Annotated in this window: 29 protein-coding genes; 12 read left to right on the forward strand and 17 right to left on the reverse strand. The window is 69.4% G+C overall.

Annotated elements, in window-relative coordinates; all coding sequences use genetic code 11:
• Positions 1 to 3: 3 nt before the first annotated feature.
• The gene (locus tag ACWGE0_RS00545) at positions 4 to 531 is read left to right on the forward strand and encodes a hypothetical protein (protein ID WP_452258738.1); all 528 of its coding nucleotides are present in this window, start codon (positions 4 to 6) and stop codon (positions 529 to 531) included.
• On the opposite strand, the gene ACWGE0_RS00550 is transcribed toward ACWGE0_RS00545, so the two are convergent.
• Positions 505 to 852 carry a winged helix-turn-helix transcriptional regulator gene (locus ACWGE0_RS00550; RefSeq protein WP_452258739.1) on the reverse strand — a complete coding sequence of 116 codons (348 nt, stop codon included), beginning with the start codon at positions 850 to 852 and terminating at the stop codon, positions 505 to 507. The two genes, ACWGE0_RS00545 and ACWGE0_RS00550, sit on opposite strands and share 27 nt — an antisense overlap.
• A 6-nt stretch (positions 853 to 858) precedes the next feature.
• Here ACWGE0_RS00550 and ACWGE0_RS00555 point away from each other — a divergent pair, with 6 nt between their 5' ends.
• Positions 859 to 1,227, forward strand: coding sequence for a YybH family protein (locus tag ACWGE0_RS00555; protein WP_452258740.1), 369 nt, complete (start codon positions 859 to 861; stop codon positions 1,225 to 1,227).
• Here ACWGE0_RS00555 and ACWGE0_RS00560 read toward each other — a convergent pair.
• Genes ACWGE0_RS00560 through ACWGE0_RS00570 form a run of 3 tightly spaced genes read right to left on the reverse strand, consistent with a single transcriptional unit; the run spans position 1,224 to position 4,048 of the window.
• Positions 1,224 to 2,027, reverse strand: coding sequence for an ATP-binding cassette domain-containing protein (locus tag ACWGE0_RS00560; protein WP_452258741.1), 804 nt, complete (start codon positions 2,025 to 2,027; stop codon positions 1,224 to 1,226). The genes ACWGE0_RS00555 and ACWGE0_RS00560 overlap by 4 nt on opposite strands.
• Positions 2,024 to 3,025 carry an ABC transporter permease gene (locus ACWGE0_RS00565; protein WP_452258742.1) on the reverse strand — a complete coding sequence of 334 codons (1,002 nt, stop codon included), beginning with the start codon at positions 3,023 to 3,025 and terminating at the stop codon, positions 2,024 to 2,026. The genes ACWGE0_RS00560 and ACWGE0_RS00565 overlap by 4 nt, the downstream gene beginning before the upstream one ends.
• Before the next feature lie 3 nt (positions 3,026 to 3,028).
• A complete protein-coding gene (locus ACWGE0_RS00570; RefSeq protein ID WP_452258743.1) occupies positions 3,029 to 4,048 on the reverse strand; it encodes a substrate-binding domain-containing protein in 1,020 nt (339 codons plus the stop codon).
• 233 nt (positions 4,049 to 4,281) lie between these two features.
• Here ACWGE0_RS00570 and ACWGE0_RS00575 point away from each other — a divergent pair, with 233 nt between their 5' ends.
• A complete protein-coding gene (locus ACWGE0_RS00575; RefSeq protein WP_452258744.1) occupies positions 4,282 to 5,316 on the forward strand; it encodes a LacI family DNA-binding transcriptional regulator in 1,035 nt (344 codons plus the stop codon).
• Here the strand turns inward: ACWGE0_RS00575 and ACWGE0_RS00580 are convergent.
• From ACWGE0_RS00580 to ACWGE0_RS00615, 8 genes are all read right to left on the reverse strand, one after another.
• Positions 5,305 to 6,072 (reverse strand): alpha/beta hydrolase, encoded by a 768-nt coding sequence (locus tag ACWGE0_RS00580; protein WP_452258745.1) that lies wholly within the window; start codon positions 6,070 to 6,072, stop codon positions 5,305 to 5,307. The genes ACWGE0_RS00575 and ACWGE0_RS00580 overlap by 12 nt on opposite strands.
• Before the next feature lie 10 nt (positions 6,073 to 6,082).
• Positions 6,083 to 6,493, reverse strand: coding sequence for a hypothetical protein (locus ACWGE0_RS00585; protein ID WP_452258746.1), 411 nt, complete (start codon positions 6,491 to 6,493; stop codon positions 6,083 to 6,085).
• Between the two features lie 52 nt (positions 6,494 to 6,545).
• Entirely contained in the window at positions 6,546 to 8,315 is a 1,770-nt protein-coding gene (locus tag ACWGE0_RS00590) for a glycoside hydrolase family 9 protein (RefSeq protein ID WP_452258747.1), read from the reverse strand.
• A gap of 82 nt (positions 8,316 to 8,397) precedes the next feature.
• Positions 8,398 to 9,366, reverse strand: coding sequence for a PP2C family serine/threonine-protein phosphatase (locus ACWGE0_RS00595; RefSeq protein ID WP_452258748.1), 969 nt, complete (start codon positions 9,364 to 9,366; stop codon positions 8,398 to 8,400).
• The gene (locus tag ACWGE0_RS00600; RefSeq protein ID WP_452258749.1) at positions 9,366 to 11,513 is read right to left on the reverse strand and encodes a tetratricopeptide repeat protein; all 2,148 of its coding nucleotides are present in this window, start codon (positions 11,511 to 11,513) and stop codon (positions 9,366 to 9,368) included. Before ACWGE0_RS00600 ends, ACWGE0_RS00595 begins: the two co-directional genes overlap by 1 nt.
• A 14-nt stretch (positions 11,514 to 11,527) precedes the next feature.
• Positions 11,528 to 12,484, reverse strand: coding sequence for a glutamate ABC transporter substrate-binding protein (locus tag ACWGE0_RS00605; RefSeq protein ID WP_452258750.1), 957 nt, complete (start codon positions 12,482 to 12,484; stop codon positions 11,528 to 11,530).
• Complete coding sequence (locus tag ACWGE0_RS00610; RefSeq protein WP_452258751.1) at positions 12,481 to 13,719, reverse strand: hypothetical protein; 1,239 nt, start codon at positions 13,717 to 13,719, stop codon at positions 12,481 to 12,483. The genes ACWGE0_RS00605 and ACWGE0_RS00610 overlap by 4 nt, the downstream gene beginning before the upstream one ends.
• A 106-nt stretch (positions 13,720 to 13,825) precedes the next feature.
• Positions 13,826 to 14,581, reverse strand: a complete 756-nt coding sequence (locus tag ACWGE0_RS00615; protein ID WP_452258752.1) for a TetR/AcrR family transcriptional regulator — start codon at positions 14,579 to 14,581, stop codon at positions 13,826 to 13,828.
• Positions 14,582 to 14,622: 41 nt separating this feature from the next.
• Between ACWGE0_RS00615 and ACWGE0_RS00620 the strand changes: the two genes are divergently transcribed.
• Genes ACWGE0_RS00620 through ACWGE0_RS00640 form a run of 5 tightly spaced genes read left to right on the forward strand, consistent with a single transcriptional unit; the run spans position 14,623 to position 19,635 of the window.
• Positions 14,623 to 16,941, forward strand: a complete 2,319-nt coding sequence (locus tag ACWGE0_RS00620) for a DEAD/DEAH box helicase (protein ID WP_452258753.1) — start codon at positions 14,623 to 14,625, stop codon at positions 16,939 to 16,941.
• Complete coding sequence (locus ACWGE0_RS00625) at positions 16,941 to 17,699, forward strand: SWIM zinc finger family protein (protein WP_452258754.1); 759 nt, start codon at positions 16,941 to 16,943, stop codon at positions 17,697 to 17,699. The genes ACWGE0_RS00620 and ACWGE0_RS00625 overlap by 1 nt, the downstream gene beginning before the upstream one ends.
• Positions 17,700 to 17,716: 17 nt before the next feature.
• Complete coding sequence (locus tag ACWGE0_RS00630) at positions 17,717 to 18,235, forward strand: sugar O-acetyltransferase (protein WP_452259316.1); 519 nt, start codon at positions 17,717 to 17,719, stop codon at positions 18,233 to 18,235.
• Entirely contained in the window at positions 18,225 to 18,842 is a 618-nt protein-coding gene (locus ACWGE0_RS00635; protein WP_452258755.1) for a DUF2238 domain-containing protein, read from the forward strand. The genes ACWGE0_RS00630 and ACWGE0_RS00635 overlap by 11 nt, the downstream gene beginning before the upstream one ends.
• Positions 18,832 to 19,635, forward strand: a complete 804-nt coding sequence (locus tag ACWGE0_RS00640) for a DUF3626 domain-containing protein (RefSeq protein ID WP_452258756.1) — start codon at positions 18,832 to 18,834, stop codon at positions 19,633 to 19,635. The genes ACWGE0_RS00635 and ACWGE0_RS00640 overlap by 11 nt, the downstream gene beginning before the upstream one ends.
• Here the strand turns inward: ACWGE0_RS00640 and ACWGE0_RS00645 are convergent.
• The 3 genes from ACWGE0_RS00645 to ACWGE0_RS00655 all read right to left on the reverse strand — a co-directional run bounded on the left by ACWGE0_RS00645 (position 19,583) and on the right by ACWGE0_RS00655 (position 22,172).
• Positions 19,583 to 20,761, reverse strand: coding sequence for a glycosyl hydrolase family 28-related protein (locus tag ACWGE0_RS00645; protein ID WP_452258757.1), 1,179 nt, complete (start codon positions 20,759 to 20,761; stop codon positions 19,583 to 19,585). The two genes, ACWGE0_RS00640 and ACWGE0_RS00645, sit on opposite strands and share 53 nt — an antisense overlap.
• Positions 20,762 to 20,814: 53 nt before the next feature.
• Positions 20,815 to 21,783 carry a helix-turn-helix transcriptional regulator gene (locus ACWGE0_RS00650; protein WP_452258758.1) on the reverse strand — a complete coding sequence of 323 codons (969 nt, stop codon included), beginning with the start codon at positions 21,781 to 21,783 and terminating at the stop codon, positions 20,815 to 20,817.
• 65 nt (positions 21,784 to 21,848) lie between these two features.
• Entirely contained in the window at positions 21,849 to 22,172 is a 324-nt protein-coding gene (locus ACWGE0_RS00655; RefSeq protein ID WP_452258759.1) for a hypothetical protein, read from the reverse strand.
• A 150-nt stretch (positions 22,173 to 22,322) separates the two neighbouring features.
• Between ACWGE0_RS00655 and ACWGE0_RS00660 the strand changes: the two genes are divergently transcribed.
• Together ACWGE0_RS00660 and ACWGE0_RS00665 are read left to right on the forward strand one after the other, a co-directional pair.
• Positions 22,323 to 22,799, forward strand: a complete 477-nt coding sequence (locus ACWGE0_RS00660; RefSeq protein WP_452258760.1) for a hypothetical protein — start codon at positions 22,323 to 22,325, stop codon at positions 22,797 to 22,799.
• A gap of 82 nt (positions 22,800 to 22,881) precedes the next feature.
• A complete protein-coding gene (locus ACWGE0_RS00665) occupies positions 22,882 to 23,385 on the forward strand; it encodes a DUF2087 domain-containing protein (protein ID WP_452258761.1) in 504 nt (167 codons plus the stop codon).
• A 9-nt stretch (positions 23,386 to 23,394) separates the two neighbouring features.
• On the opposite strand, the gene ACWGE0_RS00670 is transcribed toward ACWGE0_RS00665, so the two are convergent.
• Both ACWGE0_RS00670 and ACWGE0_RS00675 read right to left on the reverse strand, forming a co-directional pair.
• Positions 23,395 to 24,126: an SDR family oxidoreductase gene (locus tag ACWGE0_RS00670; protein WP_452258762.1), complete on the reverse strand. Its 732-nt coding sequence runs from the start codon at positions 24,124 to 24,126 to the stop codon at positions 23,395 to 23,397.
• Between the two features lie 485 nt (positions 24,127 to 24,611).
• Positions 24,612 to 24,872, reverse strand: a complete 261-nt coding sequence (locus tag ACWGE0_RS00675) for a hypothetical protein (protein WP_452258763.1) — start codon at positions 24,870 to 24,872, stop codon at positions 24,612 to 24,614.
• A gap of 113 nt (positions 24,873 to 24,985) precedes the next feature.
• On the opposite strand from ACWGE0_RS00675, the gene ACWGE0_RS00680 reads away from it, so the two are divergent.
• Together ACWGE0_RS00680 and ACWGE0_RS00685 are read left to right on the forward strand one after the other, a co-directional pair.
• Positions 24,986 to 25,567 (forward strand): RNA polymerase sigma factor, encoded by a 582-nt coding sequence (locus tag ACWGE0_RS00680; protein WP_319965368.1) that lies wholly within the window; start codon positions 24,986 to 24,988, stop codon positions 25,565 to 25,567.
• The gene (locus ACWGE0_RS00685) at positions 25,564 to 26,823 is read left to right on the forward strand and encodes a hypothetical protein (protein WP_452258764.1); all 1,260 of its coding nucleotides are present in this window, start codon (positions 25,564 to 25,566) and stop codon (positions 26,821 to 26,823) included. Before ACWGE0_RS00680 ends, ACWGE0_RS00685 begins: the two co-directional genes overlap by 4 nt.
• Positions 26,824 to 26,842 lie beyond the last annotated feature (19 nt).

Consider the following 26,842-nt stretch of genomic DNA (forward strand, 5'->3'; position numbering starts at 1 on the left):
AGCATGAACTTCACGGAGGATTCCACGTGGGTGATCTCGAGCGGCGACGGCGGCACGTTTCCCCTGTTCGTCCGTGACGCACTGGGCATCAGCACACCGACGGCGGACTCGATTCCGCGCCTGGCACCGCCGGTCCCGCGCCTGACCGGCGTCGAGGTGCCGGGGCTCGCACAGGGCTGGGACCGCTGGTGGCTCGAGTGCGCCACCGGGTCCAGCCACGAGCCGGTCGGTGTTCCCGACCACCTGCGCGCCGCCTACACGCGATGGAGCGACCCGCGGTCACTGCAGTCCACCTACATCAGGGACGAGGTCCGCAGGACCTTCTCGGCCTCGCTGCACGAGGTGGTCACCGAGCTCCAGGAGGAACTGGGGCGCCGGCTGGTCTTCTCCCTCGACGTCCTGCAGATCCCCGTCGAGGGACAGTTCTGGCGGCGGCTCCAGCGCGACAGGGTGCTCGTCTCGGAAGAACTGCTGCTGTCTCGCAACGTCATCGCGCCGCTGGAGTCAGTGATCCGCGAGCTCGCCCAGTAGCGTCTCACCCAGTAGCGCCTCACCCGTCCGGTACAGCTCCACCAGCAGTGGCCGCAGCAGCAAGCCTTTCGACGTCAGCGCATACGACGTCCGCACCGGGAAACCGGGGGAGCGGGAACACCGCACCACTCCCTGCGCCACCAACGAGTCCAGTCGCTCGGTCAGCACCTTCGCGCTCAACGTCGGCAGCTCCGCGCGCAACTCGGAGAACGACCGCGGCCCGTGCATCAGATTCCGCAGCACCAGCGTCGCCCACCGGCCACTGATCGCCGCCAGCGCCACCTCCACCGGGCAGTCCGCGGTCGGACGGTCCCAGGTCACCGTTTGGTGACCCACTTCGGCACGGGCAACGCTGTCGGCATGCACCCGTCCAGTGTCGCCCACGACTTCGCCGCCGCGTTCAACGCCAAAGACCCCCACGCCGTCACCGCCGTCTACGAACCGGGCGGCCTGTTCATCCCGCAGCCCGGCCAGACCGTCGCCGGTGCCGCCAGGCAGGCCGCCAACCAGCGGTTTCTCGACCTCGGCCTGCCCATCGACGTCAAGCCCAGGCACGTCTACGAACACGACGGCATCGCGCTGCTCATCGTCGACTGGACCATCGGCGAGGTGACCGGCACCGCCACCGACGTCGCACGCAGAGGCGCGGACGGCCGGTGGCGGTACGTGATCGACAACCCCTTCGGCACCGCCTAGTCGGCGGCCTGATCAACCGCCTGGTCCACGGCCTGGTCCTCTGGCGGTTCCATCGCGCCAGTCATGATCGCCACCGCGTCCGACATCGACACGGACTTCGGGTCCACCACCGCCTTGCGGCGTCCGAGGCGCTGGATGTGGATGCGGTCGGCCACCTCGAACACGTGCGGCATGTTGTGGCTGATCAGGATCACCGGCAACCCGCGGTCGCGCACCTGCAGGATCAGGTCCAGCACCGCGCGCGACTCCCGCACACCCAGGGCGGCGGTCGGTTCGTCCATGATCACGACCCGGCTGCCGAACGCCGCGGCCCGTGCCACCGCGACGGCTTGGCGCTGGCCGCCGGAGAGGGTTTCCACCGCCTGGCCGGGGTTCTGGATCGTCATGATCCCCAGCGCGTCGAGCTGGCGGCGGGCCTCCTCGCGCATGCCGTTGCGGTCGAGCATCCGGAACACCGACCCCAGCACGCCGGGGCGGCGGCGTTCGCGGCCCAGGAACAGGTTCGCCGCGATGTCGAGCGACGGCGCCACCGCCAGGGACTGGTGCACGGTCTCGATACCGGCCTCGCGTGCGTCGATCGGCGTCGAGAACGACACCTGCTGACCGTCGACGAAGATCTCGCCCTCGTCCGGGATGACCGCCCCGGACAGGGCCTTGATCAGCGACGACTTGCCCGCGCCGTTGTCGCCGATCACCGCGAGGATCTCACCGGGCAGCAACTCGAGGTCCGACCCCGCGAGCGCGGTCACCTTGCCGTACCGCTTGACCAGGCCGCGGGCCTGCACCACCGGCGTGGTCATGCCTTCACCTTCCTGATCCACTGGTCCAGCGACACCGCGACGATGATCAGCACACCCACCGCCATCGTCTGCCACAACACGTCCACGCCCGCGAGCGCCAGGCCATTGCGGAACACCCCGACGATCAACGCGCCGATCAGCGACCCCACCACGGCGCCGCGGCCGCCGAACAGCGACGTCCCGCCGATCACGACAGCGGTGATCGAGTCCAGGTTGTCGGTCTGGCCCGCCTGCGGGCTCGCCGAGGCGATCCGGCCGATCAGCGTCCACGCCGCCACCGCGTAGATCAGCCCCGCCATCGCGTACACCGACAGCAGGACCCGCGCCGTCCGGATGCCCGAGAGCCGGGAGGCCTCGAGGTCGTCACCCGTGGAGTACACGTGCCGGCCCCACGCGGTGTTCTTCAGCACGAACGCCATCGCGCCCACCAGCAGCACCAGCATGATCGAGCCGTAGGTGATGCGCGTACCGGCCACGTTGATCGTCTGCCCCGTGAACAGCAGCAACGACGGCATGTCCGAGCCGCGGATCGTGGCACTGGCCGAGTACCAGAGGTTCAGCGCGAAGAACACGTTCAGCGTGCCCAGCGTGACGATGAACGGCGGCAGCTTCAGCCGCGTCACCAGCAACCCGTTGAGCAGCCCGCACAACGTGCCCACCAGGAACCCCAGCAGCAGCGCCGGCAACCCCGGCAGCCCCGTCTCGGACGCCACCTTCGCCATCACGATCGACGTCAGCACCATGATCGCGCCGCACGACAGGTCGATCCCCGCCGTCAGGATCACGATCGTCTGCCCGACCGCGAGCGTGCCGACCACCGCCACCTGCTGCAGGATCAGCGAGATGTTGCCCGGCGTCAGGAACCGCTCCGACAGCAACGCGAACACGATCACCGACGCCAGCAGCACCACCGCCGGTCCGATCGTGGCCTGCGCGTGCAGCACGTGCTGCACGCGGGTCAGCAGCGAGCGATCCCGCTCCTCCACCACCGCTGTCATCGCTCAGCCCCAGCAGTTCTGCAGGCCGAACGCCGAGTCCTTCGACTCCACCCCGTCAGCCGGCTGGTCGGTGATCAACGTGACGCCCGTGTCGGTGTTCTGCGGCTTCGAGCCGTCCTTCGCGAACTTCGACACCGCCTCCACGCCCAGCTGCGCCATCTTCAGCGGGTACTGCTGCGACGTCGCCCCGATCACCCCTGCCTTGACGTTGTTCACGCCAGGACAGCCGCCGTCGACCGAGACGATCACGACGTCCTTCTCCTTGCCCGCCGCCTTCAACGCCTCGTACGCGCCAGCGGCCGCGGGTTCGTTGATCGTGTAGACGAGGTTGATGCCGGGATCCTTCTGCAGCAGGTTCTCCATCGCCGTGCGGCCACCCTCCGGCGCGCCGTCGGTCACGTCGTGGCCCACGATCCGCGGATCGGCCTCGTCACCGATGCGGTTCTTGTCCTTCACGTCGACGCCGAAACCCTCCAGGAAACCCTGGTCGCGCTGCACGTCCACCGACACCTGGTTCGGGTTGAGGTCCAGCAGCGCGATCTTGGCCTGCTTGCCCTCCTTGGTGAACTTCGCCTTCGCCCACTGCCCGATCAGCAACCCGGCCTTGTAGTTGTCGGTCGCGAACGTCGCGTCCGCCGCGTTCGCCGGCTCCAGCTGCGTGTCCAGCGCGATCACCAGCAGACCCGCCGCCCGCGCCTTGTCCACCGACGGCACGATCGCCTTCGAGTCGCTCGGCGTGATCAGGATGCCCTTCGCGCCGGAGGCGATCAGGTTCTCGATCGCGTCCACCTGCGACTGGTTGTCGCCGTCCTGCTTGCCCGCGAACGACTGCACGGTCGCCCCCGCCGACGAGGCCGCCTGCTGCGCGCCCTCCTTCATCTTCACGAAGAACGGGTTCGTGTCCGTCTTCGTCACCAGGCCCACCAGCGTGGCGCCGCTCGACGAACCACCGCCGTTCCCGCACGCCGCCACTGTCAGCGCCAGCAACGCCACCGCCGTCAGACCGAACGCTCTGCGCGACATGACTCCTCCTACGTCAACGTTGACGTAACCGGCCGCGCGACGGAACTCGTAGTGAAGTGGGCGCGGTTACGCGGGTACTCAAGCCGAGTAATGCTAAAGATCCTGGTCGCCCCTGCCCGTTCGAACCAGGCGGGAGAGAACCGGGGATTCCATTACGTCATCGTTGACGCTAGCTTTCCGGGAGAAGACGCGACAAGCGGCCGTTACGCAAGCGTTACCCGAGGCAGGCGGACATGGATCAAGCAGGCGCAAGACGCGAACCCACGATGCGCGACGTCGCCGCGCTGGCCAACGTCAGCACCAAGACCGTCTCCCGCGTCATCAACGGACTGCCCGGCGCCGGCGCCGAGGTCGTCGAACGCGTCCGTGCCGCCGCGCGGTCCCTGGGCTACCGCCCCAACCTCACCGCCAGCAGCCTGCGCCGTTCCGACCGCCGCAGCGCCACCATCGGCGTGCTGTTCGAAGACCTGTCGAACCCGTTCGACTCGGCGTTGCTGCGCGCCGTCGAGGACCGCGCCCGGCACAGCGGCGTGCTCGTGCTCGCCGGCAGCAGCGAGGACGACCGCACCCTGCAAGGCGAACTGCTCATCTCGCTGTCCGCCCGCCGCGTCGACGGCGTCGTCGTCATGGCCGCCGGCGGTCACCAGGACGCGCTGCAGCAGGAACGCGAACGCGGCACCCCGATGGTGCTGGTCGACCGGCCACCCACCTTCGGCGGCACCGACTGCGTCACCACCACCAACCGCGAGAGCTCCCGCGAAGCCGTCCTGCAGCTCGCCGCGCTCGGCCACCGCGACATCGCGTTCCTCGGCGACCGCCGCACGTTGTGGACCAGCCAGGAGCGCTACACCGGTTACCTCGAAGGCTTCGCCCAGGCCGGGCTCACCCTGCGTGAGGAACTCGTGCGGACCGACCTGCACGGCGTGGAGCTCGCCGAGGCCTCCGCCACCGCGCTGCTCGACCTCACCCACCCGCCCACGGCGCTGTTCACCGCCCAGAACCTCGTGACCGTCGGCGCCATGCGCGTGCTGCGCGCCCGCGACCTGCACCACCGCGTCGCGCTCATCGGCTTCGACGACTTCCCGCTCGCCGACATGGTCGAACCCGGCGTCACCGTCGTGCGCCAGGACGTCCCCGGCATCGGCCGCAAAGCCGCCGAGCTCATCTTCGCCCGCATCGACGGCGACACCTCACCACCCGTGCACGCCGTCGTCCCCGCCGCGCTCGTGCGCCGCGGCTCCGGCGAGATCGCGCCGTCAGCGCACTGACAGCACCGCGTCCACCACCTGCGGGCCCGACAACAACACGTCGTCGTTGTGATCGGCGCCGGAGATCTCGATCAGCCGCGCCCGTGCCGCCGTCGCCACCTCACGACTCTGCGCGGGCGGCACCACCGAGTCCGCGGTGCCGAGCAGCACGACCGTCGGAACGTCCACACCGGACACCCGTTCGACCAGCGGGTACTTGTCCTGCAACAACATCTTCACCGGCAACCACGGGTAGTGGTGCGACCCGACCGCTGCCAGCGACGCGAACGGCGAGCGCAGCACCAGCCCGAGCGGCGCGCGATAGGTGGCCAGCTCGACCGCGACGGCGGCACCCAGCGACTCGCCGAAGTAGATCACCGGCCCGTCGATCAGATCCAGCGCCGCCCGCGCGTCGAAGGTCAACCCCTCCTCGGTGGGCTTGCCAGGGTTGCCGCCGTAACCGCGGTAGTCGAACAGCAGCACCGACAACCCGCGCGAGACCAGCTCCCGCGCCAACGGCACCCGCCCCAGCCGGTTGCCGCCGTTGCCGGGGAACACGATCACCGTCGCCGGCGCGTCCGGCAGCTCGAAATGCCACCCGTCCAGCAGCAGACCGTCCGCCGTCACCAGCCGGACATCGCGCCCACCAGGCATCACCTCCTCGGCGGACGGCAGCGGACCAGGGGAGGGGAAGTAGACCAGCTTGCGCTGAAAGGCGAAGACCACGGCGACGATGGTGACAACCACCGCCACCGCGATCAACACCGGCCTCCACATGGAGACAATTTCAGCAGCGCTTGTCCGTGTTCGCGAAGTACGCGTACTCCGGGTTGTCCACCATGTGCCCCTGCGCCTGAGTGCACACCGACAACGTGTCAGTGCCCTTGGACCACACCTCACGGTCCCGGTTGGCGCCCTTCACGTGCCCCGTCGAACCCGGAGCGAGGATGGTCGCCGTGACGTAGTAGCTGTTGCCCTTGTTGTGGTACGAGTCCCACACGTACACATACGCCCAGTTCTTGCCACACCCCTTGAACTGCTTGACCGACGCCACCGGGCCACCGCCCTCGTCGATGTACGCGGTCCTGCCGATCTGCGTCACCGGACCACAGCCCGGCGCCGACTCCGCGTGCGCGACACCGGACGACAACCCGGCCAGCGCCAAAGCGGCCACCGCCGCGACAGAAACGAATCTCACGCCACGACGGTGCCGCGCTCCAGTTAGTCAGCGGTAAATCAGCCGTGCCCGATCAGCCGGCGGCGACCGCGTACAGGAACCACGTCGAGTGCGGGATCCACTGCTCCAGCCACCGCCAGTCCGTGTTCGGGCCCGACGACGCCACTCCCGGATCCCACTCGATCCCACGCCCGTCCGCCGCACGCCCGGTGATGCCGTTGACGATGCCGCCCGCCGCCCGGATCCACTGCCACGACCCGACCGCCGAACCCTCCGGGTACTCCAGGTAGATCGGCGCCGTCCGGCCGCTGCCCTCCAGCATGCACACGTCGAACGGGTTGCAGCCCACGATCCAGTTCAGCTGATCCGCCGCGTACGACCGCAACCGGGCCGCGAACGTCGCGTCGAACCGCGGTGCCGCGAGCCGGGCCGCCGCCGCGAGAGAGGCCAGGCGGGCGTTCTCGCCCTGCCACCACGTGCCGGCCGCGTCGTGCGGGAAGAAGAAGCCGTCGAACCGGTCGCCCGCCGCCGTCTGCACCGCCTGCCGGGCGTAGCCGAACGGGTTCGGCACCGCCGAGGTGATCGAGAGCTCGAATTCCAGGGCACGACGCACCGCCGTGAGCACGTCGGGACCCGCGATCGACGAGTACGCCAGCAGTGCGACGACCGGCATGCCCGCGTCCGACGGGTGGAAGTACGGACGGTCCTTGTCGTCGGCCCGGAAATGACCGCGCGGCATCAACCGCGCCACCAGCGATGCCGCGCGACGATCCGCCTCCGCCCGATACGAGGCGTTCGACGTCGCCTTGAACAGCTCCACGGCCGCGAGCAGCACGTTGTAGTCGTCCTGGATGTTCTCCTTGCCGTCGTTGGTCAACCGCACGTTGTTGACCTGCAAGAACGAGAACGCAGCCTCCGCCGCCGCCAAATACCGCGACCGCGGGAACTCCCCGTCGACCGCGCCCCGTGCCGCACGGGCCAGCGCCGCGATCGCGACACCGCAGCCCTCGCGGTAGTTCAGCGGGCCGCGACGCAGGAACCGCTTCGACGGATCGATGCCGATGTCGTCCTCCTGCGGCTGCCGCACCGATCCGTAGAACGACCCTCCCGGCATCTGCACCCGCACCAGGTAGTCGGCGCCGTACAGCGCCTCGTCATGCAGCAACTCCCGCAGGTGCACGAAGTCCGGCACCGCACGCCGCGTCAGCTCGTCGTAGGAGGCCCACAGCACGTAGGCGGTCAACGGCAGCTGCAGCGTGTTGCAGAACGAATAGCGCGACAGCTGTGTGAAGTGCTTCGACCAGTCCGCCGCCGCGTCGTACCAACCGCCGTGCGCGTCCACGCGCAGAGCGGGATCACCTTCGTACGGCAGCGACCGGTCCACACGGTCGTACTCGCCGAACGACCGTGAGTCCTTGAAGAACCGCACCACGTGCGGCAGCGTCCGCCGCTCCAGAACGAGCGGCTCGATCACGAACGGACGGGACACCCCGCCATCCGTCGAGAGCACGAATTCACCAGAACGTGTGAACTTCGAGAAGTCCGCGACCGAGTAGAACGACGGCACCGCGGGGAACTGGTTCGCCTTCCAGTCCGTCACCGGGCCCGCGAACCGAGCCGTGCCGCGATGCACCACGACACCCGTGCCGTGCTCCGCCAGCGAGAACTGATGCACGCCCGGCGTCGAACAGGCGATCACCGCCCGCTTCGGCCCAGCGGCCTCGTACCCGACGTTGTTCGTCAGCACCCACGTCGTCGAACCGCCAGGGGCAGCCGAAGCCGTCCCGGCAGCGGCCAAAGCCCCAGCCGTTCCCAGCAGGAACCCACGCCTACCTGTGCCCATCCCGTACGCCTCCAAAGGGTTACCCAGGGAGGTGACACAGTGCGGCGGGCCTTGTCACTCATGAGGCGGCGGCACGGTTACTTTATGGCGCAGGAGCGAACGGCACCAGCACGACGGTGATGTTGTCGTGGCCGCCGGCATCCAGAGCGACCTTCACGAACTCCTCAGGCCCGCACGGCAGCAAAGGCTGCAGGTCCTCGGGCTCCGGACGGTAGTTGTGCAGCCCGTCCGAGCACAGCAGGAACACCCCGGGCCCGGTCGGCTGCAGCGTCACGACCTGCGGAACCACCTGGCCCGCGTCCGCGCCGATCCACCGCGACAGCACGTGCGCGCGACGGTCCGTGCGCGCCTGCTCCTCGGTCAGCACGCCCTCGGAGACCAGCTGCGCGGCCCACGTGTCGTCGGTCGTGAGCTGCTTGGAACCCTCGTCCGCCAGCCAGTAGGCGCGCGAGTCGCCGACCCAGCCGATCGTCACCGACTTCTCCGTGACCAGCGCCGACACGAAGGTGCACGACGGCGCGACACCCCGGCCGCCCGCCTCCATCGGCTCGGCTTCCACCAGCTGCTCGACCGAGAAGCAGGACGCGGCGACGGCGTCGATCATCGCCTGCTCCGGGTCCGCCGTGTCGATCAGCGCGTTCAAGAGCACGTCGACCGCGGCGTCGGCGGCGGCCTGGGAGGCCTGCTCCGCCCGTTCGGACGAGGCCACGCCGTCGCAGACCACGGCGGCGACACCCTTGCCCGCGACGTGCCCGAACGCCATCGAGTCCTCGTTGCGCGCCCGCCGCTTGCCCCGGTCGCTGACCCCGGACACCGCGCCGAGCGTGTATTCGACCCGGTCACGCGCCGATGGCTGGTGGCGGCCGCACTGGGTGCAGTAGTCCTCGTCATCGATGTCCGGCGAGCCGCACAGGATGCACGAGGCCTGCGCGGGACCGGTCGGTCCGCCCAGCGGCGTGCGGCGGACCAGCAGGTTGCGTCCGCACGCCTCGCAGAACCGGTCCTCCGGCGCGACGGGCGCGAAGCACTCCGGGCACTTCAGGGTGTCCATCAAACCAACGTCCTAGGCCTTACCGCGTTCGCGCGGTCCACCAATGCGATCCGTTCCTCCGGCGTGGCCGCGAACCGGGCCAGCGTGCGGTAGCGCCGCTCGAGACCCAGCCGAAGCTCGTGTTCGGAGAGTGCACAGTCCAGCACCCTGCCCTCGGCGGCCTGATTGCGGGTCACGTAGTCGTACGCCGCCTCCAGCACCTCCGCCGACAGCTGGGTGTGCGAATGAACGTCGATGTCCAAGGCGTGCAACCGTTCCCCGGCCGCCACGAGGTCCTCGGCAGCGCAGTCGCCGAGCTGCGCGCGCACCGCCGCGATCTGCGCGGCGAGATGTTGTGAAGATGTGTCCGGAACGGACAGCAGCACCTCGACGGCCCGCGCCCGGTCCCCGCAGGCGAGCAGCACCCGCGCCAGGCCGAACGCCGCCGACACGTACGCGTGGTCGGTCCGCCACACCAGTTCGTACCAGCCCGCCGCCGACTTCAGATCGTCCGTCGCCTCGTAGCAGACACCCAGCGCGAGCTTGGGCGCCGCCTCACCGGGCACCGCCGAGCACACCGCGTCGAAGAACCCCAGCGCGTCGCGGGCCCGTCCGTCGGTCAGCGCGGCGAGGCCCCGGTACCAGTCGGGCCGCCAGTCCTCGGGGTCGAGTTCGGACTCGTCGAACATCGACGGCGCCGTGAGCGACTCCAGTTCGCGCAGGGCGGCCTCGGTGTCCCCGGACTCGATCAGCACCCGCACGATCCGGAACCGCACCTCCACGGTGAAGTCCGGTGCCTTGCGCAACCCGGCCGGGTCCGACGTCGTCGCCGTCGCCAGCCACGAGGCGGCCGCGTCGGAGGTGTTCACGCTCGGTGCCGGCAACGCCAAGGCCACCTCGGACAGGTCGAGCGCACCCTCCACGCCGAACCGGCGGCGTTCCGGCGTGAACTGCCGCGACGGGCCCGGCCGCTGCACGCCGTCCTCGATCGCCAGCACCTCGCGCAGCACGCCGGTGAGCTGGTCGGCCATGTCCTCCGCGGAGGAGAACCGCAGCTCGGGGTTCGGATTCGTGGCCCGCAGCAGCAGCCGGTGGAACGACTCGAACCGCCCCAGCAGCGGTTCCTCGTCGACAGTGGGCAGCCGGTCCTTGCAGCGGCCGCGGAAGTCGAACGGGAAGCTCATCACCGCCAAAGCGCGCCCGACGGTGTAGATGTCGGAGAAGATCGACGGCCCGATCGTGCCGATCTCCGGCGCCTGGTAGCCGATCGTGCCGTAGATGGGGGAGTGGTGGTCGTCGATGCGCCGCACCGCGCCCAGGTCGATCAGCTTGAGCTGCTCCTCGGTGTGGATCATGTTGTCCGGCTTGAAGTCGCAGTACAACAGCCCCACACCGTGCAGGTAGCCGACCGCGGGCAGGATCTCCAGCACGTACGCGATCGCCTGCGCCAGCGGCAACGCCTCGTCGCCGCGGCCGTCCCGGCGCCGGCGCGTGATCATGTCCTTGATGGACTCGCCGCCGACGTACTCCATCACGATGTACTCGACGAGCTTGTCGCTCTCGCCGCTCTCGTGCCGGATGAAGTTGTGGATCTTCACGATGTTCGGGTGCTCGACCTCGGCCAGGAACCGCCGCTCGGCCAGCGCCGCCGCCATCGCGTCCGCGTCGCCTGAGTCGAGCAGGCCTTTGAGCACCACCCACCGGTCGCTCACCGCGTGGTCGAGCGCCAGGTAGAGCCAGCCGAGGCCGCCGTGCGCGAGGCAGCCCAGCACCTCGTACTGGTCGTGCAGCACCTCACCGGGCGCCAGCTTCGGCGTGAACGAGTACGCGTGACCGCACTGCGGGCAGAACCCCTCCACCCGGCCCGGCTTGCCGTCCTTGCGCCGCCCGACCTTCTTGCCGCACTTCGAGCAGAACCGCTTGGCCTCCGGGACCTCGGGGTTATCCAGCACCGCGGTCTTCGGATCGCGGTAGGGCACCCGCGGCACCTCGACCAGCCCCGCGCCCAACCGGCCACGGCTCATCGACCGCGCGCTGCCCCGCCGTGACCGCCCCGACCCGGACCGGCCGGACCGGGACGCCTCCTGCGACACCGACCACGGCGCGGTCCCCGGCGACGTCGCGGGCCCGGTCGCGGGCAGATCCAGTTCCTCGCTCGTCTCGTTCATCAGGCGACCCCTCCCTAATCCCGATAACGAGCGACAGGCGGCGCTGGTGCCGGACCCAGCGTGTTGAGCCAACGGCCGTAGATCGCGCCCCACGTGCCGTCGGTGCGCATCCGCTCCAGAACGCCGTTGACGAACCTGACCAGGTCCTCCTGGCCCTTGGGCACGCCGACGCCGTAGGGCTCCTCGGTGAACCGCGCTCCCACGACCTCGGTGTACGGGTCCTGCGCCGCCAGCCCCGCCAGGATGGTGTCGTCGGTGGAGATCGCGTCCGCCTGCCCCTGCTGCAACATCACCAGGCAGTCGGTCCAGTTCGGCACGCTCACCGTCGTCCTCACCCGGTTGATCACGTTGCCCAGCGACGTCGACCCGGACGCCACGCACACCTTCTTGTCCTTGAGGCTGTCCACGCCGGTGATGCCCGAGTTGCGGCGCACCAGCACCCGCTGGCCCGCCTGGTAGTAGACCTGCGAGAAGTCCACGTCCTTGAGCCGGTCGCAGGTGATCGTCATCGTCCGCACGACGACGTCGACCTCGCCGCGTTGCAGCATGCCGATCCGTTCCGCGGCGGTGACGACCTTGAACTGCACCTTCTTCTCGTCACCGAAGACCGCTTTCGCGATCTGCCGCGCCACGTCGACGTCGAAGCCCTCGATCTCGCCGGTGAACGAGTTGCGGAACCCCATCAGGTACGAGTTCTGGTCCACCCCGGCGATCAGGCGGCCGCGCTTGAGGATCCGTTCCATGTTCGAACCCGCCGGCATCTGACCCGCCGCCGGCAACACGCCTGGCCGCAGGCTCGCCGTGGGGTCACACGACGGAGGCGGAGCGGCTGAGCTGCTCGGGGCGGCCGTCACGGTGCTGGCGTTGGCCGGTTGGGGTGCGGGAGCGGTGCGCGGCACGATGTCGCTCGGCGCCGGTCCCGCCGAACACGCGCTGAGCAGCATGATCGCCGCGAGTGTCAGTCGCCTCACCGGTACTCCTTGAGTCGCTGCCACAAGCCCATCGTCGACCCGATCGCGCTGATCACCGCCAGCACCAGCACCCCGACCACCGTGCCCGCCAGCGACGCCCGCGCCACCGCCACCTCGTCGCTGAAGTCCTGCCGCGCCTCACCGATCGCCCGCACCAGGTCCTGGTCCAGCGAGTCGAAGTACGGGTTGTCGATCAGCGCCACCGCGTCGTTGTACTGGCCGGCGTCGTCGGCCTCGCGGATGCGTTGGTGCACCTGCTGCCATTGCCGGAAGTGCCGCATCGCCTGGTCGACGGCCTCGGTGTTCTCCAGCTGTTTCGCCTGGTCGAGCTGCCCCTCCAGGCGTTCGGAGACATCGACGAAATTCTTCTCGTACGCCTGGCCCGCACCTCGCGCCACCAGCGTCAGCGTCTCGTCGCCGCGTGCGGTCAGCGTCGCGATCCGCGCCTGCGCCAGCACGTCGACCTTCTTCGACGCCGTGCGGGAGTCCGCCACGTCGTTCATCACCAGCACCGACACCGTGGTGACCCACAGCAGCGACACCACCGCCGCGCCGGTCGCGATCAGCAGGCCGACGTTGAGCAGCCGGTTCGTCTTGCGGGTCAGATACCGCTGGGTCAGGAACAGCGCGACCACGAACGCCAGCGCGACCGACACCGAGCCCCACGGGAAGTCCGCCTCGTCCTGTGCCCCCGCCACCCGGTCCGTCTCCGCCCGGTACAGCTCCTGCGCCGCCGGCAGCAGCTGCGTGCGCATCAACCCCGAGGCCTCGCGGAGATACGCGGCGCCCACCGGGAAACCCTGCCGGTTGTTCGAGCGCGCCGTCTCGATCAGTCCCGTGTAGACCGGCAGCTGCGCGGCCAGCGTCGCCGTCAGGTCGGGGGAGGAGGCCGTCGCGACCGACAGCGCGGCCTGTGCCTGCGCGATGTCCGACTCGTAGCGTTCCCGCAGCTTGGGAGGCTCCAGCCCACCAGACAGGAACGCGCTCGCCGCCGTCGCGTCGGCGTCCTGCAGCGCCCGGTAGACCTCCTGCGCCGCGTGCGACAGAGGCTCGGACCGCGTCGCCAGGTCCTCCAGCGCCCGCTCCTGCCGGACCACGCTCCACGTCGACAGCGCGCCGCTCGCGAGACTCGCCAGCGCCAGCACCACGATGATCAGGCTCAACCGCCCCGGTGTCGACCGCGCGAGACCGGTGACCCGGCGCACCAGCGCCTGCCGGGGCTGCGAGTCGATCACGAGCAGGCCTCCCAAGTGGCGAGTTGATCGGCGTCGCGTAACTGTAGGCACCCGGAGGACACCGCGTGGGAATTAACGACGCATCCCGGCAGGTGTCACTCAGGTGTTACTGCTGCCGCGACTCGATCAGGCGATTGACGCCGTCCAGGATCATCTCCAGCCCGAACTCGAACGAGTGCTCCGGGCTGAACGCGCTCTGGTGCGCCTCCCCGACGGCCCCGCCGACCCGCGCCGCCACCGGATACCGGGCCGGGTCGAACACCGTCATCAGGAACGGCGCCGCCGCGTCCCACCACTGCTGGTCGGTCAGCCCCGTCTCCTGCTCGGTCACCGCCGCCGCGGTCAGCCCGCGCGCCGAGTTCTGCACGTGCCCGAGCACCAGGTTGAGCACCGAGTCCAGCTCCACGTCCGACAGCCCGACGCCCTCCAGCCCGCGCAGCTCGAAGTCGTACTTCGCCGCCACCTGCGGGCCCAGCACTGTCCGCGACGGCGCCACCTGCAACAACCACGGATGCCGCCGGTACAGCGCGAGGTTCTCCCGCGCCACGTACGCCAGGTGCGCGCGCCAGTCCGCGGCCACCTCACGGCCGGTCGCGGCCTGCACGGTGTCGACCATGACGTCGATCAGCTCGCCCTTGCCGGGCACGTAGGTGTAGAGCGACATCGTGCCCACACCGAGCGACTCGGCGACGCGGCGCATCGACAGGGCCTTGAGCCCGTCGGCGTCGGCCAGTGCGATCCCCGCCTGCACGATGCGGTCCACGCTCAGGTCCGGCTTGCCCTTGCGCGAGACCCGCTCCTGGGTGCGCCACAGCAACGCCAGCGTCCGCGCAGGGTCACCGCTGCCCGTGTGTTCGATCACGACCGCCACCCTAGCGTACCGTATGGTGTACGGTACAGGGTATGTTCGTGCCTGCGGACCCGCCCCGCCTCGGCCAGTTCAACGGAAAACCCCTGCTCGAAGCCCTGCCTGACGCGCTGCACGACGACGGTTACTGGGGAGTGGCCACCGCGACCGCGCTCACCCTCATCGCCCGCGGCCGGATCGTGCCCGGCGTGACGGCCGCCAACCACGACACGTGGCGGATCGGCCCGCTCGACCACGCCGACGAGCTGCACCTTCGCCGGCTCGCCGCCCACGGTGACTACGACGAGCTCCGCCAGTTCCTCGACGCCGTCGCGGACACGCTGCCCCGGTCCGGCGACGGCCCGTTCGCGAGTCCCGAACCCCACGACGTGCCCGAGCTCAAGGCGTGGGCCGACGAGCAGATCAAGCTGTCGCTGCGCATCGAGACCACCGACGACCTGCGGTTCCGCGCGATCGTCCAGGTCCGCGCGATCACCGACGCCTATCCGCAGGACGTCCGCGGCTCCGGCCGCGAGCTCGACGCCATCAAGGCCATCGGCCGCGCCACCTGGCCACCGCTGCACCGCCTGCTCGACCAGGCCGACCTCACCGACGGCGAGGTGGCAGAGCTCCTCGACACCGACATCGAGGTCCACTGGCCCAAGAACCTCACCACCACGCTGTCCGCGAAAGCCGTCATCGGCGAACCCGGCGGCAAGTTCCAGGCCGACGACCTGCTCACGTTCAACTGGCGGCTCGCGCTCGGCGGCGACGAGCTGACCGACGCCGAGATGGACGTCATCGCCGAGGCCAGCCGGCCCGTGATCAGGCTGCGCGACCAGTGGGTCCTCGTCGCCCCGTTGCTGAGGAAGAAGGCCCGGCAGCAGCTCGCCCCGCTCACCGCGGTCCAGGCCGTCACCGCCGCCCTCACCGGCACCGCGATCATCGACGGCGAGCACGTCGAGGTCGCCCCGCACAGCCTCACCACGGCGATCACGACCGTGCCGCAGCTCCCGCAGCCGTCCGCGCTCAAGGCGCACCTGCGCGACTACCAGCTGCACGGCCTGAGCTGGCTCGCCCACATGACCGGACTCGGACTGGGCGCCTGCCTCGCCGACGACATGGGCCTCGGCAAGACCATCACGCTCATCGCCCTGCACCTGCACCGCCGCCACGACGACCCGACGCTGGTCGTCTGTCCCGCCTCACTGCTCGGCAACTGGGAACGCGAGATCCACCGCTTCGCCCCAGGAACTCCGGTCACCCGCTATCACGGTCCACAACGGACTCTCGCCTCCGAGGGCGTCGTGCTCACGACTTACGGCACTATGCGCCTGGACGCGGAGGCACTGAGGAACCACACGTGGGGCATGGTCGTCGCCGACGAGGCCCAGCACGTCAAGAACCCGCACTCCGGCACAGCCAAGGCACTTCGCAGCATCCCGGCGGGCACACGGGTCGCGCTCTCGGGCACGCCGGTCGAGAACTCGTTGTCGGAGCTGTGGTCCATCCTGGACTGGACGACACCGGGCCTGCTCGGCACGCACCGCGCGTTCCGCACCCGCTGGCCAGAACCCGACGACACGCTCGCCAAGGTCGTGCGGCCGTTCCTGCTGCGCCGCCGCAAGTCCGACCCCGGCGTCGCCCCCGAACTGCCCGCCAAGACCGAGACCGACCGGTACGTCTCGCTCAACACCGAGCAGGCGGCGTTGTACGAGGCGCTGACCAGGGAAACCCTCGACCAGATCGCGCACAGCGACGGCATCGCCCGCCGCGGCCTCGTGCTGAAGTTGCTGACCGGTCTCAAGCAGATCTGCAACCACCCGTCGCACTACCTCGGCCACGACGCGCTGCAGGGTTCGTCCGGCAAGCTCGAACTCCTCGACGAACTGCTCGACACGATCGTCGCCGAGGACGGCTCGGCGCTGATCTTCACCCAGTACGTCGGCATGGCCCGCCTGCTCGAGCAGCACATCAAGCAGCCCACCCGGTTCCTGCACGGCGGCACGCCCGTCCCGCGGCGCGAGCAGATGGTCGACGACTTCCAGCAGGGCAAGGCGCCGGTGTTCCTGTTGTCCTTGAAAGCCGCCGGCACCGGCCTCAACCTGACCATGGCCGACCACGTGATCCACTTCGACCGCTGGTGGAACCCGGCCGTCGAGGACCAGGCCACCGACCGCGCCTACCGCATCGGCCAGACCCGCCCCGTCCAGGTGCACAAGCTCGTCACCGAGGGCACCGTCGAGGAACGCATCGCCGCGCTCCTGCAGGACAAACGCGACCTCGCCGACGCCGTCCTGCACGGGGGAGAGGCCGCGTTCACCGAGCTCACCGACGCCGAACTCGCCGAACTCGTCCAGCTCAGGAGCCTTTGATGACCGCACGCGGATTCGCCGCGTTCCCCAAGGTGAAACGCCGCGTCGCCACGACGTGGTGGGGCAAGGCGTGGGTGAAGGCGCTCGAGGACACCGCGCTCGACAACGCGATGGTCCGCCTCGGCCGCCGCTACGCCCACGCCGGCGTCGTCGGCCCGATCACCGTGAGCCCCGGACTCCTGCACGCCCAGGTCCACGACGACGACACCGTCTACAGCACCACGGTCAGCGTTCCCGCCCTGTCCGAAGTCCAATGGGGACGGTTCCTCGACCGCGTCGCCGAACACTCGGGACACATCGCCGCCTTGCTGGACAACAACATGCCGCTCGACCTCGTCACCGCCGCCGAAGAGTCCGGAGTGGACCTGCTGCCCGGCATCGGCGACCTGGAACCCGAGTGCGACTGCGACGGCTGGGAACTCCCGTGCCGCCACGCCGCCGCACTGGCGTTCCAGGTCGGCTGGCTGCTCGACGCCGACCCGTTCGTCCTGCTGCTGCTCAAGGGAAAACCGGAACAAGAACTCCTCGACGCCTTGAAACAACGCGTCGCCGGGCCCGTCGGAACCAGAACACCTGTGGTGGTTTCACACGCACCCGCAGGTCAACTGCCCGACCGTCCGACACTTCAAGCCACCACACCTGTGGTGCTCGCGGTTGAACCGCCGCCCGGATTCGACGCTGCGGACCTCACCGCGCTGATGGAGATCGCCGCGAAGAGAGCACGCGCGCTGCTGTGTTCGGGCACTCTCGAAGGGTGATCACCGAGAAGCAGAAGATGTTGACCGGCGAGCTGTACAAGGACTCCGACCCCGAACTGGTCGCCGAACGCCGGCGCGCGCAGCAACTCGTGGACGAGTTCAACGCCACCCGCTCCGACACGGTCATCAAGGAACTCTTCGGCTCCATCGGCGAGGGCTCGTGGGTCATGCCGCGCTTCCAGTGCGACTACGGCTACCAGATCCACCTGGGCTCCAACAGCTTCCTGAACTACGACGCCATTCTCATGGACTGCGCCACCATCACCATCGGCGACGACGTCTCCATCGGCCCCCGCGCCCAGCTCCTCACCGCGCTGCACCCCATCGAGGACCACGAGGCCCGCCGCCAGCGCTTCGAGTCCGCCGCCCCGATCACCATCGGCGACAACGTGTGGCTCGGCGGCGGCGTCATCGTGTGCGCGGGCGTCACCATCGGCGACAATGCCGTGATCGGCGCGGGCAGCGTCGTCACGCGCGACATCCCGCCACGCGTGCTCGCGGTCGGCAACCCCTGCAAGGTGATCCGTGACCTCTGAGCGCTCCGCCACCGAGCCGTTGATCCTGCTCGCCCTGACCGCTGTCGCCCTGGTCGTCTCGGGCATCGACCCGCACGACCGCGCCACCTGGTACCTGGAGGTGGCACCGGCCGTGATCGGCGCCGCCATCCTGATCGCGACGTACCGGCGGTTCCGGCTGACACCACTGCTCTACCGCCTGATCTTCGTCCACGCGCTGGTCCTGATCCTCGGCGGCCACTACACCTACGCCCGCGTGCCGGTCGGGTTCTGGGTGCAGGACCTGTTCGACCTCGCACGCAACCACTACGACCGGTTCGCCCACTTCGTCCAAGGCTTCGTGCCGGCTCTGCTGGCTCGCGAAGTGCTTCTGCGCAAGACGCCGCTGCGGCCGGGTGGGTGGCTGTTCTTTCTCGTGGTGTGCGTGTGTTTGGCGTTCAGCGCTAGCTATGAGCTGGTCGAGTGGGGGTCGGCGGTGATCGGAGGTTCTGGCGCGGACGACTTTCTCGGGACTCAGGGCGATGTCTGGGACACCCAGTGGGACATGTTCATGGCGCTTCTCGGGGCGATCGCCGGGCTGGTGACGTTGGCTCGGGTGCAGGACCGGGAACTCGCACGTGGGGTTTGAGCAGGCGATCGCGCACGTGGCCGCACGCTCCACCGGCGGCCCGCTGCCACGCGACCTGCGCGTCACGCTCAACTTCCACCCCGGACGCGGAGTGCTGGCCAGGCTTGCCCGCGACGGCGTGTACCGCTCGCAGTTCGAGACCGGCACCAGCAACGGTGGCCTCACCGCCCACCCCGGCGGCGCTCGCTGGGAGTGGGAAAGCCGGCTCTTCGGCGGCGCCTACGACGACGCTCCGCCCTCCGCCCGGCCCAAGTACGGAGCGCTCAACCATCTGGGCCTCGAGCACGGCGGCGCGCCGAGGTTCGGCTCAGCCCACCTGCGGCTGCGCGAGGACGTGCTGGACCGCACCACGTTCTGCTACCCCGACAGCGTGTTCGACCCCGTCGACTTCGGCACCGCCCAGCGCTTCGCCCTGCTCGGCCTGATCGACGACCGCGACCCGCTGGACAACTACGTCGAGGCCCACGTCCACGGCCCCGTCACGCTGGACGACGTCGAAGCGCTGGTCCTGGACCCGAGCTTCCCCGACGTCGACATGCCGTGCCCGGTCGAACGCCACGCCGGGTTCCGGCTGTCCACAGAGGACCTGCTGCGCCACGCGGACTACCGCACACCGGAGTCCGTCGCGCTGGGACTCGCGATCGCGCAGGACGGGTTCATCGACCCGCGCATCCTCGAAAACGCGGAAGCGGCACCACAGGTCGTGAAGCACCTGTGGCACCACCTCGCGCGCTACGGGATCAGGTGTCCTGGATCTCGTGGATCTGAAGGCGCTGACCACCCACCCGCGTGAGCGGGATGTTCAGGTAGTCGCGGCCGGAGCGAGCCATCCAGATCCAGCCCCGGTACCTGTTGTTCGGGTCGTAGACGTGCACGTCGTGCGTGGTCCACCGGAGCCTGTCGTCGAAGCCGTTGAACTCCTCGACGTCGAGCAGGTCGATCCGGAAGCTGTCGCCCTGCGGTGCCGCGACCCTGCCGATCTCCCAGTCGACCTGCGAGATCAGCGTCGGGCACAGCTCGACGGTGACCAGGCCGAACCGGGACGTGTGCAGGATTCGGCCCAGTGGCGCCAGCCCGACCTTGCAGGCGAAGATCACCAGGCTGGACGCGTCGGTGTGCTCGCTGAAGATCACGCCGGTGTGGAAGCCGCCGACGTGCACGTCGCGCAGGTAGATCACCGCGTTGTTGTCGCCGCCGGGCAGCACGATGCCGGTCGACCAGGGGTGCGTCGGCTCGACGATCGCGGGCAACGGCTCCGGCGTGCTGATCCGCACGCCCTGCAGCCGGACCTGCGGCGTCCAGAACAGGTTCAGGCCGGCCACCGTCGGGTTGGACGGCACCTGGACGGCCAGGTTGGTGATCGCCACGCACACCCGGTTGAAGCCGCCCCACGTCTCGGCGTCGCCCCTCGGCCCCGCGATCACCGCGGGCGGCTGACCGTCGGGATGCCCGCCCCACGTGGTGGTGACCGTCGACCTGAGCAGCGTGCCCGCCGGCGCCTGCGGCTCGTGGTAGCCGAACTGCAGACCCGTCTGTGCGCCGGCGCCCGCCAGTTCCAACGAGACCAGCGGGCCGGACGTGCGGCGCGGGATCACGAGCTGACCGGCCGTGTGCAACGGCCCGGCGATCGCCCGTACCGGCTGCGACGCGAGCCGGTACGTCTTCGACTCGAACTCGACACGGGCGTAGCCGTTGCCCTCCGACGCGAACTTGTACGCCGCGTCGATCGCCCGTTGAATCGCGGCCGTGTCGTCGGCCTGACCGTCACCCACGGCGCCGAAGTCGCCGACCTTGAACACATGCGCGCCACCGGCGGCGTGCGCAGCGGGCGTGGCCACGGCCATCACGCCCACACCACCCGCGGCCACCGCACCGGCACGCAGGAACGAACGACGAGTTGAACTAGGATTATCCCCCATAAACCTCAGTTTATGGGCTCAGTGCGGGCGCCCCTGACCAAGTGGGGCGGCAGTTACGGCAGGTAGATCGCCGCCAGCCTGCGCACCGCTTCCGTCACCTGTTCACGCAGCTCGGCAGGGGCGAGCACCTCGACCTCGCCGCCCATTCGCAGCAGCATCCCGGCCGCGTGGCCGATGGACTCGATCGGGATCGTCGCTCGGACGTGCTCACCGTCGTCCACCGCGGACTCCTGCGCCGCCCGTGCCACCACGGGCAGCACGTGGGACGAGAACGACTCCCAGCCACGCGCCGAGAGCCTGATGACCGCCTCACCGGTGTACTGGCGCGCCTGGAAGTCCTCCAGCGACGCCGCCCAGTGCGACGCCAGATCGAATCCCTTGGGCCGCTCGAACGACTCGTCCAACACGGTCACGGCCTGGATCTGCGCCACCCGGTACGTGGAGATCCGCGACGACCCCTGCGCCACCAGGTACCAGCGCCCGGCCTTCAACACCAGCCCCAACGGCCGCAGCACCTTCGTCACGTCCTCCGGCGACTGCCAGCGCCGATAACCGACCTCGAGCAACCGCGAACGCCACACCGCATCCGCCACCCGCTCGAGAAACGGCGAACGCTCCGGGTCGTAGTACCAGGCAGGCGCGTCGAGGTGAAACCGCTCGGCCATGTGCGAAGCCCGGTCCCGCATCGACGACGGCAACGCCGCCATCAGCTTGAGCTGGGCCGCCGACACGGCGTCCCCGAGCCCCAGCTCCGCCGCCGGCCCCGGCAACCCGGCCAGGAACAGTGACTCCGCCTCCTGCTCGGTCAACCCGGTCAGCTTCGTGCGGTAACCGTCGAGGAGCTGGTAGCCGCCGGCCGGTCCCGCGTCGCCGTAGAGCGGCACACCGGCCGCGTGCAACGACTCGACGTCGCGGTAGATGGTGCGGATCGACACCTCGAGCTCGTCGGCCAGGGCCTGCGCGGTCATCCGCCCCTTGGTCTGGAGCAGGAGGAGCAACGACACCAATCGACTCGCGCGCACCCGAAGACACTGTCACAGATTGTCAGTGATTCCGCGCGTACCAGCTGAATCGTCAACTACGCCGTTCACTTGCAGGTGTAGATCGAGGAGCACGGCGCGGGTGTGGAGGCGTTGTCCACGATCATCAGCGTGATGAACAGGGCAGCAGCCGCTACCGGGATGATGACCAGCATCGACATGAGGATGCGGCGGATCGAGTGCAGGAGGATCACCGCCTCGGTCGTCGCCTGCACACCCGCCTCCTCGACCGTTGCGGACGCGCGGATACGTCGCAGTGACGCGGCTGGATATGGGTTCTTCCAGTCCGGACCTGTGCCAAGACCAGTTCGCTTCTGCACGTACGGCTGGAACGCGCCGACTTCGGGATCGATCTCGGGCTCGTCGGACACGGTGTCCCCTCTCGTTTGTCGCTGAACGACATGCCGCCGAACGGACGGACTGTCGCACCGCGCCGTCGCCGCGTTACCCGGTCGTGCATCCCCACGGGAGGCGCGCAACCACTGACACTCCCTGTCAGGGTTAGCTCATACGTTCGACCTATGGCTTTTTACGAGAAGGAGCTGGCGGTGCGGGAACCGCTGGTCATCGCGGGCAGGCACGTCAAGCGCTACGAGGTCGTCACCCCCGGCCTGGAGATCACCGACGACATCCGCGCGGCCGCCTACGAGTTCCTGCCCAAGATCTACCCGGACTTCGCCGACCCGACCCCGCCCGCCACGGTCACCGTGCTGCACCGCAGTGCCGCGGGTATGTACCTCAACGCCTACAACTGGGTCTGGGACAACGTCCTGCACTGCCGCACCGCCGTGTCGGGCGACCAGCCGTTCCTCGGGTCCACCGATCCCGACCTCACGCACTTCACCGTCATCCCGAAGGACCTCATCGGGTGTGTGTGGGAGCTGCCGCCGCTGGCCCACGAGCGCACGGCGTGGGTGCGGCACGTGCTGGAGCCCGACGTGCCGGACTTCGACGGGTACCTGAAGGACGTCATGGCCGAGGGTCTGGTGGGCCGATGACCGAGTGGCAGGGCGCGCCTTCGCGCTGAGAACCGTTGAGGACCGCGGAAATCGGGTGGACGGCGGCGTTAGGTTCGCAGGCATGACCACTCCGGAAACCGTTGTGCGCGCGCTGGCCGAACCGACGAGGCTCAGGGCGTTCGCCGCCGTCGTCCTCGGCGCGGGGAGCCTGGCCGACATCGCCGCCGCCTCCGGACTGCCGGTCAAGGACGCCGGCACGGCGCTGCGCAAGCTGCGGGAGGCCGGGCTGGTCGAGGGGGAACCGGCGCGGGCAGCCGACCTCAAGCCGCTGGCCGCCACGCTCACCGAGCAGATGCCGTCGGACGGGCTCGCGCCGTTCGTGCGGGGCGACAAGCTGATCTCACTGCCTGTCGCGCACGAACGGCGCCGCAAGATTCTCGAGCACGTCGCCTCGCACGCCTTCACCCCGCAGACCTACTACGAGGAGAAGGAGATCAACGAGCGGCTCCACGCGTGGTGCGACGGGGGAGAGGTCGACCACGTGACCATTCGCCGCTACCTCGTGGACTTCGGGCTGCTCGAGCGCGGCGGTGGCCTCTACCAGGCCCAGCCGCTGCCGATCTAGCCCGTCGATCTAGCCCCTGCCGATGTAGGGCATGGTCGTGGCCATCACGGTCATGAACTGCACGTTGGCGTTCAAGGGCAGCTGAGCCTGGTACAGCACGGCGTCGGCCACGTGCTGCACGTCGAACGTCGGCTCCGGCGCCGTGGAGAGGTTCGCCTGCAGCACGCCCTGCGACATCCGCTCGGTCAGTGGTGTCGCGGCGTTGCCGATGTCGATCTGCCCGCACGCGATGTTGTGCGCGCGGCCCTCCAGCGAGAGTGACTTGGTCAGGCCGGTCATCGCGTGCTTGGTCGCGTTGTACGCCACCGCGTGCGGGCGGGGCACGGTCGCGGAGATCGAGCCGTTGTTGATGATCCGGCCGCCGCCGTGGGTTTTCATCACCTTGAACGCCTCGCGGGCGCACAGGAACGCGCCGGTCAGGTTCACGCCGACGACCTTCTCCCACGCGCTGAGGCTGAACTCCTCCACCGGTGTCGCGCGGACGTTGGTGCCCGCGTTGTTGAACAACACGTCGACACGGCCCCACTCCGAGACAACGGCGGAGAACAACGCGACGACGGAGTCCTCACGCGACACATCGGTTGGTACAACGAGCGTGGAGTCGGGAAAGCCCTTTCCGGTCTCGGTCAACGCGTCCTCGCGCCGGCCAGCCAGCGCGACCTGGAAACCCGCTGCCAGCAGGGTTCGCGCCGCCGCGCGACCCACCCCGGAACCCGCTCCCGTCACGATCGCGACTGCCATCGGTGATCTCCCCTCGATCCAGCGATTGCCCGAAGTGTCCGGTGTGGAGTAATTACCATGCGTGGAGTGCGAAGAGGACACGTGCCTGCTGTGCGAGGGGTCGGGGACCATGTCGTGGAAGCAACCCGTTCCCGGCCCGGAAGGCCTTGTGCTGCACGAGATGTCGCATCCGTGTCCCCGTGGTTGCTCTGGCTGGTGGAAGCTTCCGAACGGTGAACGCGGGGGCATCGTCGCAGGCAATGTCGCACGTGCCAACGAGATCCCGGCCGGACCGTCCACCCCGGTGTGATCACCGAGCGTGAACGATGGGGGTCACCCATTATTGCCGATCGGGTCCCTGCTTGGCGGATGCGTCCACTTGGAGTAGAAGCGGACACTGTTCTTCTGTGAAGGAGTGCAGCCGATGCCTTGGTTCTGGGCTCAACGAGGACCGAACCGCCTGCCGGGTGTGCGGTGGGCTTGGCCAGGTCCCCGATCGCTAGCCCTTATTTCTTCGTCATCAAGGTCGGGCCGAGGATCCGCCGGGCGAGCCGCCTGGTGAGCGACTTGCTCTGACGCGCGGACGCCGCAGAGGACGACGCGGAGGCCGCCGCTGTGACCGCTGTGGCGGGTGCGGCCGCTGTCGGGGCTGCCGGCGCCGGCGTGACCGGCGTCGTCGCCGGCACCGTCGCTTCCTCGATCGTGATCTTCGCGAACACCTGGGTCGCCGGCTCAACACTGCCGGACTGCTGTTGCTCGATCGGCACGCGAAGATCTTGCCATCGCTGTCATCCACGCCTGCCGCGAGGGGCTACTCCCCGGTACCGAGTGACCCGCGTCACGCAGCACACTGGGCGGTGGCGGCCCCAGGCGGAGTGTGATGACTGAAACGACCGAGCGAGCGGGCACGAGCCCGCCGCCGGACACACGGCTGTGGGAGCTCATCGCCGAGGGCAACCACGCCGCGTTCACCGAGCTGTTCGAACGCCACGCCGAGGCGGTGTGGAACTACGCCTACCGGCTCACCGCCTCCTGGTCGCAGGCGGAGGACCTGCTCTCCGCCACGTTCCTGACCGCGTGGCGCAAACGCGGTGAGGCCCAGCTGGTGCGCGACTCGGCACTGCCCTGGCTCTACACGGTGACCGCGAACCGCGCCCGCACCGAATGGCGGGCGTCCCGCAGAGCGTTGCGGCTGGTCACCAGGCTGACCCCGCAGGACGAACGCGACCACGCCGACGAGGTCGCCGCCCGCACCGACGCCCAGCGCCGCCTCGCCCTGGTGGTCGCGGCCATCGCGAAGCTGCCGCAGTCCGAACGCGAGATCGCCCAGCTCTGCCTGCTCGGCGACATGTCCACCGCCGACGCCGCCACGCTCCTCGGCATAGCCGAGTCGAGCGTCCGCGCCCGCGTCTCCCGCACCCGAGCCCGCCTGCGCGACCTGACTCCCGAGGACAACGGATGATCGACCAGCTGCCCGAGAACCGCACCCTGCCCGACGACGTCCGCATGCGTGCCCGCCGCCGCGTCAGCGAAGGCATGAACCCCTCCGCGCGCAACGGCAGGCCGATCCTGATCGCCGCCGGCGTGAGCATGCTCGCCGCCGGTGCGGTCTTCGCAGGTCAGGCCCTCTACGGCGAGAACGCCGAGGTCGCGGGCCCGTCGTATCAGCAGAACGGCGAGTTCGTCGGCAAGGACCGCAACGTGGTCAACCACGTCGAACCCGGCAAGGTCGCCCCCGACGCGCTGGCCCGCTGCACCGCCGCCGCGAAGGCGCACCCGCCGGCAGGCCAGTGGCAGCCGATCGCGACCAGCAGCAAGAACGGCACGGTCCTGACGGCGTTCCGCGGTCCGACCGGCGTGTTCTTCTGCGCGAACACGGCCACCACCACGACGATCTCGGACCCGAACCCGGTCAAGATCGAGGACGGCCGCCGCAAGGTGAAGATCCTGTTCACCACGCCGAGCGGCACGATGGCGGGCCTGGTCTCGCCCGACGTGAGGTTCCTCAGCCTGTCCCGGATCTCCGACTCCGGCCAGAACAACACCATGCCGGCGCTGATCGACGGACTGTTCCTCGCGCCCAGTGGTTTCCAGCAGGCGGAGACGGGCACGAAGGCCTTGGTCAACGGCGAGGACTTCGCCGTGCGCGGGGTGCCGAAGGCGACCGCGTCCGTCGTCGACCGGCCACTGCCGCCCGCTTCCCGTGACACCCCCGAGACCGCGCGGTTCGCCGACTGCCTCAAAGGCCGGCCGGTGCCGGACCCCGACCAGTTCACACTCGGCCTCACGGCCAAGGTCAGCGCCACCGACACGATCATCACGGCCCGCTTCGGCGACCTGCTGCTCTACTGCCGGGAGTCGAGCCACGAACCGACGCCGGGCACGGTGTTCGACGTCGACGACCTGGACGAGGTCCGCGGCGAGACCATCGCGGCGATGCCCGCGTTCTACGACTTCAAGCCGTTCAAGGTGAACGACAAGGGGGAGTACTACGACGGCGGAAGCACCGGTTACGCGGCTACCGGCCTGGTCCGCGACCCGCGCGTCGCCTCGATCACCTACGTCCGGCCCGGCACCGCAGACGTGCCCGCCCAGCTCGCCAACGGGACGTTCGTGCTGGTCGCACCCCTGATCGACCGGCACCCCGACGCGCGCGTCGTCGTGCGCGACGCCGCCGGCACCGTGCTGGAGACGATCAAGCCGAAGAACGTGCCGTAGACAGATTGGTTAGCATGGC

Source organism: Lentzea sp. NPDC054927 (genome assembly GCF_053610285.1).

Excerpts from the sequence above, each read along its gene's own strand:
- ACWGE0_RS00565 (WP_452258742.1), bottom strand. The coding sequence starts at position 3,025 with ATGACAGCGGTGGTGGAGGAGCGGGATCGCTCGCTGCTGACCCGCGTG.
- ACWGE0_RS00660 (WP_452258760.1), top strand. The coding sequence starts at position 22,323 with ATGGCTTTTTACGAGAAGGAGCTGGCGGTGCGGGAACCGCTGGTCATC.
- ACWGE0_RS00625 (WP_452258754.1), top strand. The coding sequence starts at position 16,941 with ATGACCGCACGCGGATTCGCCGCGTTCCCCAAGGTGAAACGCCGCGTC.
- ACWGE0_RS00665 (WP_452258761.1), top strand. The coding sequence starts at position 22,882 with ATGACCACTCCGGAAACCGTTGTGCGCGCGCTGGCCGAACCGACGAGG.
- ACWGE0_RS00575 (WP_452258744.1), top strand. The coding sequence starts at position 4,282 with ATGGATCAAGCAGGCGCAAGACGCGAACCCACGATGCGCGACGTCGCC.
- ACWGE0_RS00600 (WP_452258749.1), bottom strand. The coding sequence starts at position 11,513 with ATGAACGAGACGAGCGAGGAACTGGATCTGCCCGCGACCGGGCCCGCG.
- ACWGE0_RS00570 (WP_452258743.1), bottom strand. The coding sequence starts at position 4,048 with ATGTCGCGCAGAGCGTTCGGTCTGACGGCGGTGGCGTTGCTGGCGCTG.
- ACWGE0_RS00670 (WP_452258762.1), bottom strand. The coding sequence starts at position 24,126 with ATGGCAGTCGCGATCGTGACGGGAGCGGGTTCCGGGGTGGGTCGCGCG.
- ACWGE0_RS00680 (WP_319965368.1), top strand. The coding sequence starts at position 24,986 with ATGACTGAAACGACCGAGCGAGCGGGCACGAGCCCGCCGCCGGACACA.
- ACWGE0_RS00645 (WP_452258757.1), bottom strand. The coding sequence starts at position 20,761 with ATGGGGGATAATCCTAGTTCAACTCGTCGTTCGTTCCTGCGTGCCGGT.
- ACWGE0_RS00560 (WP_452258741.1), bottom strand. The coding sequence starts at position 2,027 with ATGACCACGCCGGTGGTGCAGGCCCGCGGCCTGGTCAAGCGGTACGGC.
- ACWGE0_RS00630 (WP_452259316.1), top strand. The coding sequence starts at position 17,717 with ATGTTGACCGGCGAGCTGTACAAGGACTCCGACCCCGAACTGGTCGCC.
- ACWGE0_RS00595 (WP_452258748.1), bottom strand. The coding sequence starts at position 9,366 with ATGGACACCCTGAAGTGCCCGGAGTGCTTCGCGCCCGTCGCGCCGGAG.
- ACWGE0_RS00590 (WP_452258747.1), bottom strand. The coding sequence starts at position 8,315 with ATGGGCACAGGTAGGCGTGGGTTCCTGCTGGGAACGGCTGGGGCTTTG.
- ACWGE0_RS00620 (WP_452258753.1), top strand. The coding sequence starts at position 14,623 with ATGTTCGTGCCTGCGGACCCGCCCCGCCTCGGCCAGTTCAACGGAAAA.
- ACWGE0_RS00580 (WP_452258745.1), bottom strand. The coding sequence starts at position 6,072 with ATGTGGAGGCCGGTGTTGATCGCGGTGGCGGTGGTTGTCACCATCGTC.
- ACWGE0_RS00545 (WP_452258738.1), top strand. The coding sequence starts at position 4 with ATGAACTTCACGGAGGATTCCACGTGGGTGATCTCGAGCGGCGACGGC.
- ACWGE0_RS00685 (WP_452258764.1), top strand. The coding sequence starts at position 25,564 with ATGATCGACCAGCTGCCCGAGAACCGCACCCTGCCCGACGACGTCCGC.